The sequence below is a fragment of the Pseudomonas sp. PGPR N4 genome (genome assembly GCF_059693665.1).
On the sequence record NZ_JCAUKV010000001.1, the window covers coordinates 854,344 to 872,737 of the forward strand.

At 60.8% G+C, this 18,394-nt stretch carries 13 protein-coding genes; 3 read left to right on the plus strand and 10 right to left on the minus strand.

The window, feature by feature from the left end:
• Positions 1-29: 29 nt before the first annotated feature.
• Both AC58X1_RS03840 and AC58X1_RS03845 read right to left on the minus strand, forming a co-directional pair.
• On the minus strand, positions 30-1,496 hold the full coding sequence (locus AC58X1_RS03840; protein ID WP_150571685.1) for an FAD-dependent oxidoreductase: 1,467 nt from the start codon (positions 1,494-1,496) through the stop codon (positions 30-32).
• A gap of 251 nt (positions 1,497-1,747) precedes the next feature.
• The gene (locus tag AC58X1_RS03845) at positions 1,748-3,124 is read right to left on the minus strand and encodes an oligosaccharide flippase family protein (protein WP_497428376.1); all 1,377 of its coding nucleotides are present in this window, start codon (positions 3,122-3,124) and stop codon (positions 1,748-1,750) included.
• A 93-nt stretch (positions 3,125-3,217) separates the two neighbouring features.
• On the opposite strand from AC58X1_RS03845, the gene AC58X1_RS03850 reads away from it, so the two are divergent.
• The 3 genes from AC58X1_RS03850 (at position 3,218) to galE (ending at position 8,421) form a co-directional block, all read left to right on the plus strand.
• Positions 3,218-4,741, plus strand: a complete 1,524-nt coding sequence (locus tag AC58X1_RS03850) for an O-antigen ligase family protein (protein ID WP_497428377.1) — start codon at positions 3,218-3,220, stop codon at positions 4,739-4,741.
• Between the two features lie 5 nt (positions 4,742-4,746).
• Positions 4,747-7,335, plus strand: a complete 2,589-nt coding sequence (locus AC58X1_RS03855) for a cellulase family glycosylhydrolase (RefSeq protein ID WP_497428378.1) — start codon at positions 4,747-4,749, stop codon at positions 7,333-7,335.
• 123 nt (positions 7,336-7,458) lie between these two features.
• Positions 7,459-8,421, plus strand: a complete 963-nt coding sequence (gene galE / locus AC58X1_RS03860) for a UDP-glucose 4-epimerase GalE (RefSeq protein ID WP_497428379.1) — start codon at positions 7,459-7,461, stop codon at positions 8,419-8,421.
• Between the two features lie 31 nt (positions 8,422-8,452).
• Here the strand turns inward: galE and AC58X1_RS03865 are convergent, their stop codons facing one another.
• The 8 genes from AC58X1_RS03865 to AC58X1_RS03900 all read right to left on the minus strand — a co-directional run bounded on the left by AC58X1_RS03865 (position 8,453) and on the right by AC58X1_RS03900 (position 18,232).
• Positions 8,453-9,250: a CpsD/CapB family tyrosine-protein kinase gene (locus tag AC58X1_RS03865; protein ID WP_101319595.1), complete on the minus strand. Its 798-nt coding sequence runs from the start codon at positions 9,248-9,250 to the stop codon at positions 8,453-8,455.
• An 11-nt stretch (positions 9,251-9,261) separates the two neighbouring features.
• Positions 9,262-10,827, minus strand: coding sequence for a GumC family protein (locus AC58X1_RS03870; protein WP_101319597.1), 1,566 nt, complete (start codon positions 10,825-10,827; stop codon positions 9,262-9,264).
• A gap of 20 nt (positions 10,828-10,847) precedes the next feature.
• A complete protein-coding gene (locus AC58X1_RS03875) occupies positions 10,848-11,963 on the minus strand; it encodes a hypothetical protein (protein WP_101319599.1) in 1,116 nt (371 codons plus the stop codon).
• A gap of 26 nt (positions 11,964-11,989) precedes the next feature.
• Positions 11,990-12,547: a polysaccharide biosynthesis/export family protein gene (locus AC58X1_RS03880; RefSeq protein ID WP_101319602.1), complete on the minus strand. Its 558-nt coding sequence runs from the start codon at positions 12,545-12,547 to the stop codon at positions 11,990-11,992.
• Between the two features lie 290 nt (positions 12,548-12,837).
• On the minus strand, positions 12,838-13,014 hold the full coding sequence (eppA, locus tag AC58X1_RS03885) for an EPS-associated small membrane protein EppA (RefSeq protein WP_178080767.1): 177 nt from the start codon (positions 13,012-13,014) through the stop codon (positions 12,838-12,840).
• Positions 13,015-13,459: 445 nt separating this feature from the next.
• Positions 13,460-14,578 (minus strand): glycosyltransferase family 61 protein, encoded by a 1,119-nt coding sequence (locus tag AC58X1_RS03890; RefSeq protein ID WP_497428380.1) that lies wholly within the window; start codon positions 14,576-14,578, stop codon positions 13,460-13,462.
• Between the two features lie 82 nt (positions 14,579-14,660).
• Positions 14,661-15,815: a GNAT family N-acetyltransferase gene (locus AC58X1_RS03895; protein WP_259074222.1), complete on the minus strand. Its 1,155-nt coding sequence runs from the start codon at positions 15,813-15,815 to the stop codon at positions 14,661-14,663.
• 212 nt (positions 15,816-16,027) lie between these two features.
• Positions 16,028-18,232, minus strand: coding sequence for a putative bifunctional diguanylate cyclase/phosphodiesterase (locus tag AC58X1_RS03900; RefSeq protein WP_409035075.1), 2,205 nt, complete (start codon positions 18,230-18,232; stop codon positions 16,028-16,030).
• Between the last annotated feature and the right edge of the window lie 162 nt (positions 18,233-18,394).

The window sequence follows — 18,394 nt, forward strand, 5'->3', positions numbered from 1 at the left end:
TTATCAACCGCAGTGAAGCAACTACTTGTTCAAACAACCGCACCGCTTGCTGCCCGGAGCCTGGCGTTGAGGTGATCGGCCAGGCGCAGGGCAAACTGGATCAGCGGCATGGTCGGGTTGGAGGCGCCGCCCTTGGCAAAAATACTGCTGCCGGCGACATACAGATTGTCGGTCGCGAACACCTTGCAGTCAGCATCCACCACGCCAAATTCAGGCGAAGCGGCCATGCGCGTGGTGCCCATGTGATGCGCATGCGGGGCCATCTTCAGTGGCACGCTGCTCTCGTAGACAAAATCGTTGAGCTTGACGAAGCCCAGGCCCATTTCGGCGAACTGCTTGGCCATCTCGGCGCCGATGCACTTGATGGTATGCCGGTCGTCTGCACTCACCACCCAATTGACATTGACCTTGGCCACGCCCAGCTCATCCTTCTCGTCGAGCAAGGAAATACGGCTTTGCCGGTTGGGAAACTGCTCGATCATGGTGCCGATGATGCCGTCGCCTGGACAACTGAACTTGGCGATGAACTCGACCTTGCTGGCCACGCCCATTTCACAGGCGAGGTTTTCCAGAAAGTGCTTCACCTCGGCAGTTCTGCCGTAAGTCTGTACATCGGCCAGCACCGCCGTGGAAACATTGCCCTTGCCTGCCTGGTACTCGGCAACGAAGGCGTCGGTGGTGTAGTACTGGCGCGACTCAGTATCCTCGCCGTCCTTGAGGATAAAGGTGCCCATATCGACGTTCAGGTGCTCCATGAAGCAGCGGCCGACCGGGCCGTCCTTGCTGACCACGCCAGCGGCGCGCAGCGACTCGCTGTTGAGCAACTGCCGGGCGTTCTCGATCGCGCCAGTGGCGAGGATGAAGTGCCTGGCCTGCAACCGCGCGCGCTGGCCGTTGTAGTCGGACACCAGTACAGCCCCGACGCGGCCAGTATCCTGAGCGAATTCGATATCGACGCAGTTGCAGTTGATGAACACGTCCAGGCCAGGGGTGTCGTTGAGCGCTGCTGCGTATTTTTGCGCAAAGCGCGTGGGCGGGCTGAGCAGAAACCGGTCTGCTTCGAACTCGCCGCCCTTCAGCCCGGCATTCATGGTGTGAAATTCGGCGCCTGCGGGCAGATCGACGATGTCCATGGCAGCAGCAAGGTACTGCTCGATTTCCGCATAGGCGATTGGCCAGCCGGGCATTTCGCCGGGTGGTGCCACAGAGAAGTCCGATGCGGTGAAGGGGCGGCAGCGCCCTGCCCAATGGTTTGAGGTGCCGCCCAGATAGCGCAGACGGGTTTCTTCAGCGTACAGCTCAAGGCCGGTCGAGGTGCATTTGTAGAATGCCTGCGACTGCGGGGTGTATTCATGACCGCCCGCTTCGAGCAGCACCACCCGCCAACCGCCGGCGGCCAGGCGCAGGGCCAGGGTGATGCCGGCTGGGCCGGCACCGACGATGCACACGTCGTAATCATCGCGCAGCGTTTTGTCTGCCTGATAGTCCTTGATCATGCCGGCCCGTCCCGAAAATAGTCAGCAGGCAATACCCAGCCGTTTATCACCACGAACCCGGCCTTTTTCTCGGCAGGCTTTGCCACCGCGCTGGCACTCACGCCAAACATCGCCCCGCCGATCCCCAACACCACACAACCCCGAAGAAAGCCTCTACGACCGGACAGCCGACTGCAAAATTCAAGCTTCCCCATAATTCCAAGACCTGTGCCCGTGGATTATTGACATCTTAGTAGCTGGCCCGACAAGCGTCAGAGCCATGCGAAAAAATGCGTGACCGCAACGCCGAACAACGCCCCGACCGCCAGCATGGGCAGCACCACCAGCTCGCGCTTGAGGCTGAACATGCCCAGCTTGCAGTTGACGCAGACCACCAGGATCAAAGTCGGCAAGGTGTGCAGGGCGACCCCCCAGATCGCGTATTCGACGCCGCCCAGGGCCAGCAACAGCGGTAACAAGGCCCACAGCGAAACCAGCCGGATGATGTTGTCCATGGCCTGATACTTGGTCAGGCCGAGGGCCACCCAGAGCTGATGCGACATGGTGTAACGCAGGGTGAAGAACGACAACGCCAGAATCGCCAGCATCGGGCCGGCTTCGGCATAGCGCTCGTCATACATCCAGCCGATCAGCAACGGGCTGGCAGTCAGCAGTACGCCGCAGGTAAACAGCATGGCCAGGTCGACCAGCAGCTTGAACCGGTAATACAGGCGCTTGAGCCGCTCCATGTCGCCTTCCCGGACTGCCTCGCTGAACGCGGGCAAGGCCACCGAGCCGCCCAGGCGCAACAGCCCGGTCTGGATCGCGCCCAGAATCAACACTGCAATCGAGTACACCCCCAGTTGCGCCACCGTCATGCTCGCGCCGAACCACATGCGGTCGCCGTACATCGCCAGCACACCGACCATCGACGACAACAGGATCCAGCGGCCGAACACGATCAGCTCCTGCAGTGCGTCGCGGTCCCACTGCAGGCGGTTGCCATGGCCATGCATCGCCAGGTGGCCAAGCAAGGTGCCTGCCAGCGCCGAGATCAACCCGGCCAGCACCAACGACCAGATCGAACGGGTGAAGTAACCAATCAGCAACATCGCCAGCAATCCGATGAACTGCGACGCCAGTTCGATCAAAACCACGCGTTTCTGTTGGAAAGTTCGCACCGCCACATCTATCTTGGTCGACTGAAAGCCCCAGATGATCGCCGACAGGCCAGTGGCAGCCAGCACCATCGGCAGCTCGGGGGCAGCGTAGGCCGACTCGGCAGGCCACAGGTCAGCCCGCTGGGCATACCAGGCGGCCAGTGCCAACAGCAGGGTCAGACCAAACAGCACGAAACCGCGCACGATCTGCACGGTCCAGGCGGTATTGAGAAACAGCGGATCGTCGCCGCGCGTGCTCTGGATGATGTTTTGCCGCAGACCGACGTCGGACAGCAAATGCAGGAGCATCGAAACCGTGCCGGCAATGACCATCACACCGAACATTTCCGGCAACAGCAGCCGCGCCATGATCAGGTTGCCGCCCAGCCGCATGCCCTGTGAAGCCAGCAGCGACACCAGGTTCCAGGCTCCGGCCCAGATTGCCCTGGAGCGCAGGCTCACGGCAGCGGACGCTTCAATCGACGGCATGACTTCAATCTCTGACTGAATGGCTAGAAGTCACTATAGTTTCAATTAGCCATGATGCGAGTCTCAATAATCCAGGGATAGGTGCCCTAGCCAATGCCAGAACATTTTCGTGCACTGATCGTTATTTTGTTCGTGGCCAGCGTGGTGTTTGTGATGGCGCGCAAACCGGCACTGGATATCATTCCGCCGGCGGACTTCAAGCGCCGCCGCAACCTCTGGTTTGGCCTGACCCTACTGGCGTTTTTTTCCCACAGCTTCTGGCTATATGCCGCCGCCACCGCAGTGATCCTGTATGTGGTGCGGCGCCGTGAACACAATGTGCTGGCACTGTTTTTCATCCTGCTGTTCCTGATCCCGCCGGCGTCGGTGGAAATACCCGGCTTCGGCGTGGTCAATTACCTGTTCGAGATGAACCACATCCGCCTGCTGTCGCTGTGCCTGCTGCTGCCCACCGCACTGGCCCTGAGCAGGCAAGGCGACACCCTGGCCTTCGGCCGCACCCTGCCGGACAAGCTGCTGGCGGCCAGCCTGATTCTGATGGGCCTGCTGTACCTGCGCGAAACCACCCTGACCGATACCTTGCGCCAGAGCTTCTATCTGTACACGGATGTGTTTCTGCCCTACTACGTTGCCAGCCGCGGCCTGAAGCAGATCAGCGACTTCAAGGATGCGCTGCTGGCGTTCGTGCTGGCGGCGTTTCTGCTGTCGTTGATTGCCGTGGCCGAGTTTTCCCGCCACTGGCTGCTATACAATGCGCTGACCGATGCCATGGGCACCCAGTGGGGCATGTCCGGCTACCTCAGCCGCGGCGGCTCGCTGCGGGCCAGTGCTACCACCGGCCAGGCGATTGCGCTGGGCTACGTGATCAGCGTGGCGATGGGCCTGTTCCTGTTCCTCAGTAGCTATGTACGCAGCCGTTTGCAGTGCCTGCTCGGCGCATTGCTGCTGGCGGCCGGGCTGATCGTGCCGCTGTCACGCGGGCCGTGGATCGGTGCGGTGATCATTGTCGGCGTATTCATCGCCACCGGGCGCAACGCGGTCAAGCGCCTGAGCCTGCTGGCCATGGCCGGTGTGCTGACACTGCCGCTGCTGAGCGTGATGCCTGGCGGGGAAAAGGTGCTCGACCTGCTGCCTTTCATTGGCAACCTGGAAAAAGAGAACATCACCTACCGCGAGCGCCTGCTGGACAACTCATGGATCGTGATCCAGCGCAATCCGCTGTTTGGCTCGTTCGACTTCCGCAATACCCCGGAAATGCAGTCGATGATCCAGGGCGAAGGCATCATCGACATCGTCAATACCTATATCAACCTGGCCCTGCGGGTCGGGCTGGTCGGGCTGACGTTGTTTGTCGGCTTCTTCGTCAGCATCCTGTTCGGCCTGCGCAAGGCGCTGCGCGCCTTCCCCGACCGCAACGAAGAAGGTCGCCTGCTCGGCCGCGCCCTGTTGGCGACGTTGCTGGGCATTTTGGTGATCATCTTCACCGTCAGCAGTATTACCGTGATCCCTGTCGTGTACTGGTCGATTGCCGGGGTAAGCGTGGCTTACATACAGATGGTGCGCCGTGCCCGCCAGGCCGAAGCCGGTAGCGCATTCGCCGGCCTTCAATCCAGGTAATGACAATGACCTTACTGCGTATGCGCACCCTCATGCGGGCCTCGGCCCTGCTCGCTCTGGTGCTGCTGCCGCTGCCGGCGTGGACGGCAGAGTGGTCAGTCAGCGTCGACCAAAGTAATGGCCTGCCGAGCCTGACCCGTGGCGGCGGCCCGGTCATGGCGTCACGCTTCGACTTCTGGGGCGCGGACTGGAGCTGGACAGGCTTCTACACCGCGCTCAAGGTCAATGCGCCCTATGCGTACAGCCTGATGGGCAAGAGCAAGGACCTCGACTTTGATCTGACCGCGAGCATCGCCAAGCCGCAGCCACAGACCCTGAGCTGGGACATCACCCTTGACGCCCACAGCAGGAAAACCGACATCATGGGCGGCGGCATCGTGTTCAACTTCGACCCGGCGCTGATTGCCGGCGAGATGGGCAAGCCGGTGTTGCTGCCGGGCAACAGTGGCTGGTCATGGGGCAACGATGCCCAGGGCCGACGCATCGAGATGCGCTTCCAGCCCGCCTTGGCCAGAGTGTTCATGGAACGCGGCGACCCCAGTGAAATACGTGCGTTTTTCTATGAGGACCCGATTGTACCCGGTCGCCAGCAGATCAAGGCGACGCTCACGGTCAGCGGCGATATCGACATTGGCCAGACCACGGAAGAACGTTTTGGCCTGGCCGACCCGAACAGTTGGCCGGATGACCAGCTCGACTGGCGCACCGCTCCGGTCGACCTGTCATTTCTCAATGCCGGTGAGAAACCGGCCGGCAAGCGCGGCTTCGTCAAGGCGGACGGCGAGCAGTTGGCCTTTGCCGACAACACCCCTGTGCGCTTCTGGGGGACCAATCTGTCTGCCTATGCGCTGTACAACACCCCCGACGACGAGATCAAGCAACAGGCCAAGCGCCTGTCAGCGTTGGGCTTCAACCTGATCCGCCTGCACCATCACGACTCGCCCTGGGTCAGCCCGAATATCTTTGGCGATGTCAGCAAACTGCGCGATACCCAACAGCTCAATGCCGAATCGCTGCGCAAGCTCGACTGGTGGATCAAGTGCCTGAAGGACGAAGGCATCTACATCTGGCTGGACATGCACGTCGAGCGGGTACTGACCATCAACGACCAGATCAGCGACTTCGCAGAGCTGGCCAAGGGCAAGAACTACATCGACCTCAAAGGCTATGCCTACGTCAACGCCTCAATCCAGCAAGCGATGAAGCGCTTTGCCGAGCAGTACGTCACCCATGTCAATGCCTACACCGGCATGGCCTACAAGGATGACCCGGCGATTGCTGCGCTGTTGCTGACCAATGAAAACGACATCGTCCAGCACTATGGCAACGCGCTGCTGCCGGACAAGGGCGTACCGCGCCACAGTCAGCGCTACATGGAGCTGGCCAAAACCTTTGCCCAGCGCTACGACTTGCCGGCAGACCGCACTTGGCGTGCCTGGGAACCTGGCCCGTCGAAGCTGTTTCTCAACGACCTCGAGCACCAGTTCAACGTCAGCCTGATCGAGCACCTGCGCGGGCTCGGCGTGAAAGTGCCAATCGTCACCACCAGCAGTTGGGGCGGCAATGGCCTGAGTACGCTACCGGCGCTGACCTCTGGCGATATGATCGATGCCCACAGCTACGGTGCCAGCGGCCAGCTGGAAAAAAACCCGCTGACCAGCGACAACCTTGTTAACTGGCTGGCTGCGGCGCAGGTTGCCGGCCTGCCGATGAGCGTGACCGAGTGGAACGCCCAGCCGTTCCCCAGCCCCGATCGTCACTCGCTGCCGTTGTACATTGCCGGCACCGCCAGCCATCAGGGCTGGGACGCGATGATGCAGTACGCCTACAGCCAGCAGGCTTTCATCGCCCAGTGGATCCGCGCCGACAACTGGAACGCCTACAACGACCCTGGCCTGATGGCGACCATGCCCGCCGCCGCCCTGCTCTACCGGCGCGGTGATGTGCAGCCCGCGCAGACCCGCTACGTCTTTGCGCCCTCACCCGCCACCCTGTTCAACCGCCTGATCACCCCGGCCAACTCGGTCCTGCTGCGCAGCGCAATGGAAAAAGGCCAGTTGCAGATCGCCCTACCGGCCTCCCCCGAGCTGCCCTGGCTGCGGCCCAGCCCCATCGCTGCGGACGCGCAGGTGCTGCAGGACCCGGACCAATCGTTGCTGGCAGCCGATGCCAGCGAGTCCAGCTCTGACACTGGCGAGCTCAAACGCAACTGGCAGCAAGGCGTGTATACCATCGACACCCCGCTGACCCAAGCGGCGACCGGCTGGTTGGGCGGGCGTTCGATGAGCCTTGCGCAACTGGGTCTCGACCTGCAAACGCCATACGCGAGCGTGGCCGTGCAAAGCCTGGATGGCAAACCGTTCAGCCAGTCACGCGAGCTGCTGATCTCGCTGGGCACCCGCGCGGTGCCGCGCCCGGATGACATGACGCCGTTTCACGTCGAGCCGCTGCAAGGTCGCGTCAGCATCAAGGCTGGGCCTGGTTTGAAGCTGTATACCGGCAAACAGCAGCAGTTACCCGTCAGCTACGAGGACGGGCGCTATGTGATCACTTTCGATGGCCAGCACATGAGTAATTGGCTGTTCTTGAAATAGCCATTTTTGCCACCTACCCTCTCAGAAGTCAGCTTTAGTCCGCGTTTGCTCGACCCGCCTTAGATGCACCTGTTTGACCCACCCAGGAGTGGACGGAACAACTACAGATTCCAGGAGAATTGGATGAAGTTTCTGGTTGTCGGCGGCGCAGGCTACATCGGTTCACATATGGTCAAGCACTTGCTGCTGGCGGGGCATCAAGTTGTGGTCGCCGACGTCATGCCGGCCCACAGTGGGGTCGTCTGGGTCAATCTGGACATCGCCGACCGGCCAGCACTGGATGCGCTGTTTGCCTCTCATCGCTTCGATGCGGTGTTTCACTTCGCCTCGTTCATCCAGGTGGGCGAATCGGTCAGTGACCCCGGCAAGTATTATCAGAACAACGTCGCCGCGACGCTCTGCCTGCTCCAGGCGATGATGCAGGCAGACGTCAGGCAGCTGGTGTTCTCGTCGACCGCCGCAGTGTACGGCGACCCCCAGTATGTGCCGATCGACGAGGCCCATCCAAAGGCGCCGATCAACCCCTATGGACGCAGCAAATGGATGGTCGAGCAGATGCTCGAAGACTTCGATCGCGCCTACGGGCTGCGCTCGGTGTGCCTGCGCTACTTCAATGCGGCTGGGGCTGACCCCGATGGCATGCTGGGCGAGTGTCATGAGCCGGAAACTCATCTGATCCCGTTGATCCTGCAGGCGGCCTCAGGTCGGCGCCCGACAGTGACCGTGTTTGGCCGCGACTACAGTACCTCGGATGGCACCTGCATCCGCGACTATATCCATGTCAACGACCTCGCCTCGGCGCACGCCTTGGCGATCGACTACCTGCAGGCCGGTGGCGCCAGTACGGCGTTCAACCTGGGCAATGGCGAGGGCTTTTCCGTGGAGCAGGTAATAGCTGCCGCTCGCAGTGTCACGGGGCGGTCAATCAATGTCATCGAGGCAGGACGCCGCGCCGGCGACCCGCCGAGCCTGGTGGCCGACGCGAGTAAAGCTCGACAGATCCTCGGCTGGCACACCCAGTACCCACTGCTTGATGACATCCTTGGCCATGCCTGGAACTGGGAGCAGCAATACCCCTGGCGCTAAACACCAAGGGTTGGTCAGGGTTGAACACTACTCAGTAGTAAGAGCGAGTCTGCGCTTCGGCCTTGTTCAGCACGGCACCAATCAGGTTGGCGGTGGCCAGGTGGTACAGGCAGTCTTCGATTTCCTTTTTGCTGTTGTTGCCGTTGGCGACCACCAGCAGCACGCAGTCGAACTTGGGCAGCACGGTGATTGCATCGTCGGAGCTGAGCAACGGCGGCAGGTCGAAGATGCAGATGCGTGACTCGTAACGCTCGCGCAGGTCATGGATCAGGTTGTTCACCTTGGGCGAGGACAGCACCTCGGTGGACAATGGCACCGGCTCACGGGTCGGCAGCACGACAAAGCGCGGCAGGGTCGGGTTGACCAGCACCTCCTCCAGCCCAGCCTGATTGTTCAGGTATTCGTTGAGCGCCTTGCCCATCGGCAAGCCCAGGCTGCTGCCGACCCGCGGCCGGCGCAGGTCGAAATCAACCAGCAGCGCAGTCTTGGTGGTGTGGTGGGCGATGCTCATGGCCAGGTTTATGGCCAGCACGGTCTTGCCGGCCTCAGGCGTTGGCGAAGTGATCGCCAAGGTCCGCCAGCCGTTCTCTTCCATGGTTTGCAGCACTTGCGTGCGCAACAGGTCGAAGGCCCAACTCATGTTCGAGTTCTTGTTGTAGGCGACGATTCGATGCCGCTCCAGATGCTCCGCGCGCAGCGGCACCACCGTGGTGTTGACGTAATCGAACTGGCCCAAAGCCTCGGGCTGCTGCAGCACCGGTGCTGGTTGCGCGGCACTCGCTGTTACAGGATGAAGGTTGCTTCCAGTAGCCGGCGTACGTCTGTCCATCGCTGCTTTCCCTATTCAAACCGAGCCATAGCTTTATAAAGCAGAAGGTCCAATGGCATGTAGAACAGGTGGACCATGAGTAACATGATAGCCACCAGTGCCAGTGCAGCAAGCACCGCCAGTACTCGCCAGCGCCTGCGTTTGGCCAGTTCAGCCTGGGTGGCGATGAACGGCACCGCAACCAGTACCCGCTTGCCGACCACGCTTTCCAGTGCACCGACACCGCGCACGCGCTGGTTGAGCATTTCCATCAGCATCACCAGTGCCGCGCCGCCAGCCGGTGCCAGTACCGCGCCGAGGGCGACGATCTTCTTGCGATTGGGCTTGACTGGTTTTTCCGGCAACAGCGGCGGCTCGAGCAGAACGAAGCGCTCGGCCTTGTTTTCCTGCTCCAGGCTTTCGGTGATTTTTGCGCCCATTTCCTTGGCGCGGATTTCCTCGTACTTCTTGCGGGCGTTGTCGTGGTCGCGCATCAACGTGACCAGGCCGCGTTCGACCTGCGGCGCCTCGAGAATCTCGGCCTCGTAGCCTTCGATCTTGGCCGAGAGCTGACGCTTTTGCTCAACCAGCGAGGCGATGCGCTGCTGCGCGGCGCCGATTTTGGTACGGGCGCGGGCAACCTCGAGGCTGACGCCCGAAGACGCTTTAGGACCGCCACCTGCCGCCTGCAGCGCATCGATCTTGCGTCTGACGGCAATCACATCGGGGTGGGCTTCGGTGTACGTGGTCAGCAGGCGAGCGTATTCAGCCTTGAGGCTGGGCAGATCCTGCGGCAAGTCAGCTGCACCGCCGCGGCTGCCATCGGCTTTGCTGGTGACACCGGCGTTGGCGGCAGACAGCTCGACTTCAAGGTAGCGCAGCTCTTCCTGAGCGGCCTTGTAGTCACGATCGATCTCGCGGAATTCAAGCTCGGCGCGGGACAACATGCTCATGCGCAACGCCTGGTTCTCGGGCAAGGTGTTGGCGTGCGCCTGTTTGAAGTCAGCCAGCTGATTTTCCAGGGTGGCCAGTTCAGCGCCCAGCTTGTTTGCCTCCTGGGTAAGGAATTCGGTGGTTTCGGTGGCGCGCTCGGTGCGCTGCTTGACGTTTTCATTGAGGAACAGCGTGACCAGCTCGTTGGCGACTTCCTGAGCCACCTCGGGACGCTTGTGCTCGAAGGACACGTTGAAGGCTACAGTGGTTTCACCGCGGCCTTTGACGAAGGTGCTGAGGGTGTTGACCACGATCGTGTTGCGCATCTGATCGATCTTGTCCGACTCGCTGAACTGGCGGCCCTTGTCGGCAAACAATTGGTACTTGTCGATGATCCGCAGCAGATTGTCGCGGGTCATCACTCGCTGGCGAATCACCTCAATGCGCTCATCGGCGAAGCTGCTGTTGTTGGCCGAAACCAGTTCGGGCGAGATCTGCTGCGACTCGACCAGAATGGTGCCGGTGGACTGATACAACGGTGGCACGCTCAGCGCGATCGCCACGCTGATGGCCAGAATGACCACGATGGTGACCCCGAGCAGCAGCGCACGGTCCTTGATGATGGCGATGTAATCCTTGAGGGACAGCTCGTATTCAGACTTCATAGTGGCCACCAGGCTGAACGTCAGAGGTCGGGGATTCGGTAAGTGAGGGTCAGGCCGACAATGGTGCCAACGGCGTCACCCAGGTCGTTCTGCTTGCGCTCGCGGTGCATCAAGGACAAGCGCACGTCCCAGAACTGCGAAAGCTCCCGGCTGGCCCACACGCCGTAGGTCTGCAAGGTATTCGGGGTCTGGCCCTTGCTGTCTTGCCAGGCCGCGTCGACGCCGACCCGGGTCAGCTCATCGACTGCATAACTCCAGCTTCCGCGCACGGCGTCGACTTCGGCAAAGCCGCCCTCGGCACTGGCCACCGTGCTGCGTTCGGCAGTCAACGTGGCGTCATGCCGTTCGCCGTTGTAGCGCAGCGATGCACCGCCTTCCCCGCGGCGCCCGCCGCCATCACCAGAGACCTGGTTGACGCCTACGCGCAGGGTGCCCTCGAGCCGCTCGGAGAACTGGTACTTGACCCCGACCACCGGCGCGTAGCTGTTGGAAGCGCTGGCGGTGGTGTCATCGTCAGGCTCGTAGCGCCTGGCGGTGATGCCGGTGAAGAACTGGGTCTGCGCACTCCAGGCGTAGGTCAGGGTGAGTTCGCTGGCCAGTTCGTCGTAGCCGGTAAGCGTGTTGATGTCGTAGCGGGCCCGGTTGTAGGTGGTTTCGTTTTCCAGGGTGGTCCGCTCGGTCAGCGCGCGGTTCCAGTTGCCGATCAGCGAATACAGCTTCTGGGTGCCGTCAGTGGTGACCACACCGGTTTCAAGCACTGTGCCGGAAAGTGTCGAGCTTTCGCTGTACAGGCCACGCAAGCCAAAACCACCGGTTTCGGTCTCACGCTGCCAGCCAATACTCAGATTAGGGTCTTCGCGGTCATCGACCACCGACTTGTCGGATGAGCGCAGCACCGTCAGGCCCAGGCCGAAGCGCAGCTCATCGCGGTCGTATTTGCCAACCAGGCTGTAATTGGGCGCAATGATGGTGCGCACCACGCTTTGCTCCTGGGAGCTGAGCAATAGCGGGTTGCTGTCGTATTCGACAGTGCTGGGCAATGTTGCCGAAGACTGCCAGACGGCAGCGTGGACCGAGGCCGAGTACGGCAACATGCAGATTGCCGTTACAACACCTGTTGCGCGAAGCAGCGGCACGGTCGATTTTGCGCTCACCAGCCCGCTCAAGGGACGACCAGCGTATCGCCAGCCTGAAGTTGGATATTGGTGGACAGATCACGCCCCGAAACCAAATCCTTGTAACGCACCGGCAAGACCCGCTCGGTATTGCCGACACGGCGGATCACCTTGATCGCGCTTTCATCGGCGAACTTGTCCAGGCCGCCGGACATGCTCAAGGCCTGCAGCACCGCTGTCGGCCCAGACATCTGTACCGGGCCGGGCTTCATCACCTTGCCTTGCACATAGACCAGGTTGCCGTTGACCTCAGTTACCACGACGCTGACGTTGGGGTCTGGCATGTACTTTTCGAGTTGGCGGGCGACACGGCTTGCCGCCGTGGTGACGTCCAACCCAGCGACATCAACCCGGCCTGCCAGCGGGAAAGTGATGCTGCCGTCGGGCAGCACTTTGGTTTCCTGGCGCAGGCTGTTATCGCCCCACACCGAAACAGTGACCTTGTCGCCCGGACTCAGCAGATAAGGCGAACTCTTTTCATCGGCACTGACCGTACCGGACCAGACCGCAAGTACGCAGACCAGTGAACCTAACAAACGCACCATGGGGGTCCCTCCGGCCAGGCGGCCGTCAAAAGAGCACTGAATGAGAACTACGCACAACCTCTCGCTCTACTGCAAAGCTGCATTGCCACCGCTGCAGCGGCTCTGCGCTGCTTTACGACCGTTGCCGCAATGCCCTGTCAATCACCCGGCGTTAGCGCCACTGGCATCTGGAATATAGCTAGGCTTTGAGAATTGACAAGCCGCTCCTAGCCAACCCTGCTGCTCTATCTTGATCGATCAGACCTGGCGCCCACCACACAATTGAAAACCAGCCAAACGCTTGAAGCCGATCAGATTTTTCTTCTATTGGCGACGGCGACAAAACCCACAACTGCAAACGCAAACAACCATGCCGCTGTCGTCAGCGGGATGACGCTGTTCTGGCTTACATATGAATCAGCGGCACGAGCAGCACCGCTTAACAGCACCAACAGGAAAATCGATTTGATAAACAGGGTCGAACGCATAACCCCCTCCAGAAAGAGGACAAACAGATGAGTTGGGTGCAGATCGCATGGGGTGTTGAAATGAGCTTATGGGCACAATGATATTACGTCAATGATCCGACACCATAATAAAACTCAATCGGGGGGCACTGTTTTCGTCAAAAACACGACAACTGAAATATGCTGTTTTGCCTAATCAGCTAACAACGGCCAAAAGCGCCTATGCTCGCTAATCTTCGCGGTAAAAGCGGGGCGTAATGACCGCTGAAACGCGAACATTTCGCGTCAATGGACCATTGCGCAGGCGCAAATCAGAGTTTAACTGGTTAGCAAACGCGGCGCGGTTATTCCGCTTGGCGATATATATTTTCTGCAAGTGTTTCATAAACGAGAAGGCAATGTAATCAATAGCATCTAAGACGTGCCAAATAGACATCCACTTGCACAATTGCCAGGCAACGGGGTATTAGCCTGCTGGCAGCAGATCGAGAGTTCGGTCGAGTTCATCCCTATCGATAATAAAGCCGTCACCTTCTGACTGACCGACGACAAACGCGAAATGTTGCCCATCGCGATCTGCCAAGTATTTGTAATAACTGACAAAACGGTTGGGCGGTTGCAGGGTCAGGATGGTCCCGCCCTCTCGCAATACGTTGACGCCGTGGACGAGCTGGCTGCCTTCGACACCCGCAACAATCCTGGCACCCGCGCACGCCGCCACAATGGTGGGCACATCGTTGCGCAGCGGGTCGATGACGCGAAAGCCATACTGCGTGCGCAGGTGCTCGGCAATCGCCAGTTCGTTGCGCAGCAGGCGCAGCTCGCCAGCGCCGCCGCGCAGCAAGAACACACCCGGATGCGGCGCATGGCTGACATGGGATAGCAACTCGTCGCCCATGGCGCGATAGCGTGCATGCCGGCTGCGGTTGTGGCTCTGGTCATCGAACAGGACCAGCTCGCGGAAGAAGGCCGTGTGCAGGCGCAGCGGGTTCATCCCCAACCAGGCTTCATAGGGCGGCGCCTGAGTGAACAGCGGCAAGCGTGCCGAGGGCGCAGTCGTTACCGGCACTCCCTCATCGCATGCCAGCGCATAGGTCACGCAGTCTTCCATCAGCCAGGTGCCAAACCACGAATTGCCATTCTGCGTGCAGTAGATCGCTGCGCGCTCGATCTCGTGCTCCACCGCGATCCCGGGAAGGGTGCGCGGCTTGGCCGACAGCCATAGGCTGGCGTTGTCCTTGTACAGAACGCCATCGATAAGCCAGACATCCTTGAGCAAATAGCCCCGGGTGGGGCCATGTTCGACCTGGATGCCGCCGGCCATGGTCGGGCCGGGATGCACATAGGGGAAAAAACGCGCCTCCCAGCCGGTTACCCGCTGCATTTGATCAGGCAGGTAAATTGCCGGTGGCGTGATGGTGCGCTCACCCGGGGCGATATCCCAGCTCTTTACCGCAAGGCTCTGCAGGGATCTGGCAGCTGACCGCGCCAACTTTTGCCGGGCAATGTTCCGATATGCGGCAAGCGTCCAGGTGTGCTGGCGCGAGGCTGGCTGGCCACTGAAATTCGAGATATTGCTTGGCATGAAGCCTCCTCCCACAGGACGGGTTCGACACAGGTCGGTTCAACACAGGGGCGGTGCGCCAATTCGTCCTGACTAGCGGCCGCTAGGTGGACACAACCCGCTCCATCGTGGGGGGCGATTGCAAGCTGGCATAGCGGCTGCGCAGGGTCTGCAAAAACCCTTCGCCATGGCCGTGACCGCCGTACAGGTAGATCTTGTGCAGCCCGCCGAACACCATCTCGTGGTAGCGGCTGGCGACCTCGTCATCACTGGGCCCTTCGGGCAGCCCCAGGTGCAACGTCAATTTGTTGCCCTCGACCGCGAACAGGGGCGTATCCCAGAGAAACTGTGCGGCTCCCGTCTTGGGCAAGCGCACAAACATATAGGCATGGTTACCCAGCGAATCGACATCCCCGCCCCGCCGTCGCTTCCACTTGAGCAGACCATCATCCGGACGCGCCAGGCACAGGCCAATGTCGTAATAGTCATAACCATTGGCCAACGCCCATTCGAGGGCCATGTAGGTGGTGATGGAATTGACCTCACGCAGCTTCTTGGCATCGCTGAATATCGCTTCGCAGTAACCAAAGCGCAGGGTGCTCCAGTAGCGCTTGCCGCCGCGAGTGATTTCGCAGCCAAGATGGCAGGCGACCACGTCGTCGCCCAGCGTGATCAGGTCCAGGCGGCCAACACCCTTGGCAATGCGAAACACCTCTTCAGTGGCAAACTGGGCAGCATGAATACCCTGGCGAGCAGTGGCGTACGGACGCAACAGCTCACGGTCAGCCATGGCGATCTCAGCATCGTCGAGAGTCTGGCGCATCTGGTACAGCGGCCGGTGCTTGCGAATGCTGCGGCGTAGTTCGCTGTCATAGCGGGCGGTGATGTCTTCCAGGGGACGACCCAGCGGCACCACGGCGCTCAGATAATGCGGCACCGACAACGCGCCGCTGGTGGGCATTTCGCTGATCACCACGGTTTGATCGGCGCCACCTGACGGCGCCACCGCGTAGGTTTCGGCGACAGCGGCCTGGCCCTTGCCGGCGATCAACAGCTTGGCCATTTCGCGCTGCTGCTTTCTGCCGATGTAGAGGATCTGATAAGGGCTCTCTTGCTTGAGCCGAAAGCGGCTGACTTCCCAGCGCCAGACACAGGCACGGCTGAGCACATCACGTAACCGATTCGAGACATGCCGCATCTCGTAGCGCATTGAGGGAGAGATGAATTTTCGAGCAACTGCCTGCAGGTTCTCTTTCATGTCTTCTTCAATGTCCTTGGCAAAAGCCATCCAGGCAAAACGCAGGGTCATCATCAACGCGCAGGAAAACGCGCCTAACTTATTGAAAGTTAATGCAATAGCTGTATGACTTCGCACTCATAATTGGTAACAATTAAAGATGCAAGGTAGCCCCTTTGCAAGCGGCATTTTGACAGCATGGCGCATGCTTTTATGGCGTCAAATTTTATCTTTCAGGTTGTACTGACTGGGCTGCGTTGACGCGCTGCCAGCCACGCCTGCAGGGCGGCTGCGGGCATCGGCCGCGCCATCAGATACCCTTGCCCCTGATCGCAACCTGCGTTGCGCAGGAAGTCGTACTGCGCCTGGGTTTCGATCCCCTCACCGGTGATCCGGAAACCCAAGGCATGGCCCAGGTCGATAATTGCCCGGGCAACGGCTACCGCGTCATCATCGTCAGGCAGGTCCTTGATGAACGCACGATCGATCTTCAGGTGATCGATGGGCAGCGAGCGCAGATAGGCCAAGGATGAGTAGCCGGTACCGAAGTCATCGACTGCAGTCGCCACGCCCATTGCCTGCAGTTGCGCGAGCACGGCGCAGGCCTGTTGTTGGCTCTCCATCAACAGGCTTTCGGTAATTTCCACTTCCAGCAACTGCGCTGGCAGCCCATGACTGGCCAAAGCGCCGGCCAGGCTGCTGACGTAATCACTGCGCTCGATCTGCAGCGCCGCAACGTTGATGGCCAGCGGTCCTGGCAAGCAGTCTGTGTTGCGCCAGCTGGCCAACTGCGCGCAGGCCAGTTCCAACACGCGCTCGCCCAGCGGGATGATCAAACCGGTCTGCTCGGCCAAAGGCACGAACTCGCCCGGCGCCACCAGACCATGCACCGGATCACGCCAGCGCAGCAGCGCTTCGACGCCTTCTACCCGGCCGCTGAACAGATCGATCTTGGGCTGATACCACAACTCGAATTCATTGTCCTGCAAGGCGCGGCGCAGGTTGCGCTCCATCTCCAGACGCTGCTGCAGGCGTGCAGTCATGTCCGGATGGTAAGGGCGCCAGGCATTGCGGCCGTTTTCCTTGGCGACGTACATCGCGGTGTCGGCATGACGCAGCAGGCTGTCGACATCATTGCCCTGCTGCGGGCACCAGGCCAGGCCGATGCTACCGGTGACCAGCGCCGCGTTGCCGTTGAGATCGAAGGGCCGCTGCAACGCCCGCAGGATCCCCTGCACCTGCTGGCTGACCTGGCTCTGGCTGCCCTGCAGCATGAACACGAACTCATCACCGCCCATGCGGCAAACCCGATCGCCTTTGTTCAGCTCTTGCAGAAACCGCGCCGTAGCCTGTTGCAACAACAGGTCGCCCATCGCGTGGCCGAGGCTGTCGTTGACCTGCTTGAAGCCGTCGATGTCCAGCATCAATACCGCCAGGCCATGGCCTTGATTGATGGCAGCGGCCAACTGCTGCTGGAACAGCACTCGGTTGGGCAGCCCGGTAATGGTGTCGTAGTGGGCCAGCCGCACAAGCTGCGCCTGCGACTCGCGCAGCTCGCGGTTACGCCGTTGCAGCAGACGCCGGCTACGGTTGAGCTGAGCAACGAACAAGCTGAACAAGCCGGTAAAACTCAGGGCGAACAGGAACAGCGGCGAAGTGAACAAGGCCAGCGCAGGCCAACCTTCGCGAGGTTCGGCGACCAATTGCCAACGGCCACCCGGCACCTCGACGGTCTGCGTCAGCAGCGGCTCCTTGAACAGCCCGGCATTGCCCCAGATCATGCCGCCTTCGGCACCTTTACCGTCGCTGCCGCGCACGGCCAGGTCAATCGGCAGTTCCGGGCCGATACCGGCGGCCTGCAGCAAACGGTCGATATCGGCAACGGTAGAGACATTGCCCCAGTAGAATTTGACCCCACGCTTGCCGTTGACGAACACCGGGCGCCGGTAAATCAGCGCTTCACCGCCCTGGTGGAGCTTGACCGGGCCGGCCAGTACAGGCTGTTGCCGTTGCCGGGCGAGCTCGAGCATGGCGTATTGGTCAGGCAGGGTATGGTAGTCCAGGCCAATGACGGACAGATTGCCCCCACGTGGGTGCACGTCATTGATCACATCGCCTGGGGCCAGGGCCACATGGCGCATGTACGGCACCGAGGCCAGCGCCTCACGCGCCATGCCGCGAAAGTGCTCGGCGCTGATCACGCCATCGGCCGTGATCAGCTGGGCGATGCCCTCGGTCTCGCCAAACGCAGCGCGCAACTGCGCCTCAAGAGCGACCCTCACCCCCGATAATTGTGTAGCCACATGCGCCACCTGCTCGAGCTGCTGGCGCTGCATGTCTATGCGGCCCAGCAAAACTGACAGACCAATACCGATCAAGGCAAAGCCTACCGGCAACAGGCGGTTGATACCGCGCCGCACCGGGTTGGCGGCGGGCACTGAGGGATCTTGGTCGAGGAAAGCACTGATCATGAATGCGCGGTCGCAGGTCGATTGATTGTGTATCGGCGCAGGTTGGGCAATGTTGAGCCAGACTGGTGTTTTTCCTCGTGCGGGCGCATGCTCGAATAGCTGAAGCGTTTCACCCATACACTAATCGTG

What these genes read in the sequence shown, in the direction of transcription:
- eppA (WP_178080767.1), bottom strand. Translation starts at nt 13,014, where the DNA reads ATGCGTTCGACCCTGTTTATCAAATCGATTTTCCTGTTGGTGCTGTTA.
- AC58X1_RS03865 (WP_101319595.1), bottom strand. Translation starts at nt 9,250, where the DNA reads ATGGACAGACGTACGCCGGCTACTGGAAGCAACCTTCATCCTGTAACA.
- AC58X1_RS03895 (WP_259074222.1), bottom strand. Translation starts at nt 15,815, where the DNA reads ATGAAAGAGAACCTGCAGGCAGTTGCTCGAAAATTCATCTCTCCCTCA.
- AC58X1_RS03840 (WP_150571685.1), bottom strand. Translation starts at nt 1,496, where the DNA reads ATGATCAAGGACTATCAGGCAGACAAAACGCTGCGCGATGATTACGAC.
- AC58X1_RS03890 (WP_497428380.1), bottom strand. Translation starts at nt 14,578, where the DNA reads ATGCCAAGCAATATCTCGAATTTCAGTGGCCAGCCAGCCTCGCGCCAG.
- galE (WP_497428379.1), top strand. Translation starts at nt 7,459, where the DNA reads ATGAAGTTTCTGGTTGTCGGCGGCGCAGGCTACATCGGTTCACATATG.
- AC58X1_RS03850 (WP_497428377.1), top strand. Translation starts at nt 3,218, where the DNA reads ATGCCAGAACATTTTCGTGCACTGATCGTTATTTTGTTCGTGGCCAGC.
- AC58X1_RS03855 (WP_497428378.1), top strand. Translation starts at nt 4,747, where the DNA reads ATGACCTTACTGCGTATGCGCACCCTCATGCGGGCCTCGGCCCTGCTC.
- AC58X1_RS03845 (WP_497428376.1), bottom strand. Translation starts at nt 3,124, where the DNA reads ATGCCGTCGATTGAAGCGTCCGCTGCCGTGAGCCTGCGCTCCAGGGCA.
- AC58X1_RS03880 (WP_101319602.1), bottom strand. Translation starts at nt 12,547, where the DNA reads ATGGTGCGTTTGTTAGGTTCACTGGTCTGCGTACTTGCGGTCTGGTCC.
- AC58X1_RS03870 (WP_101319597.1), bottom strand. Translation starts at nt 10,827, where the DNA reads ATGAAGTCTGAATACGAGCTGTCCCTCAAGGATTACATCGCCATCATC.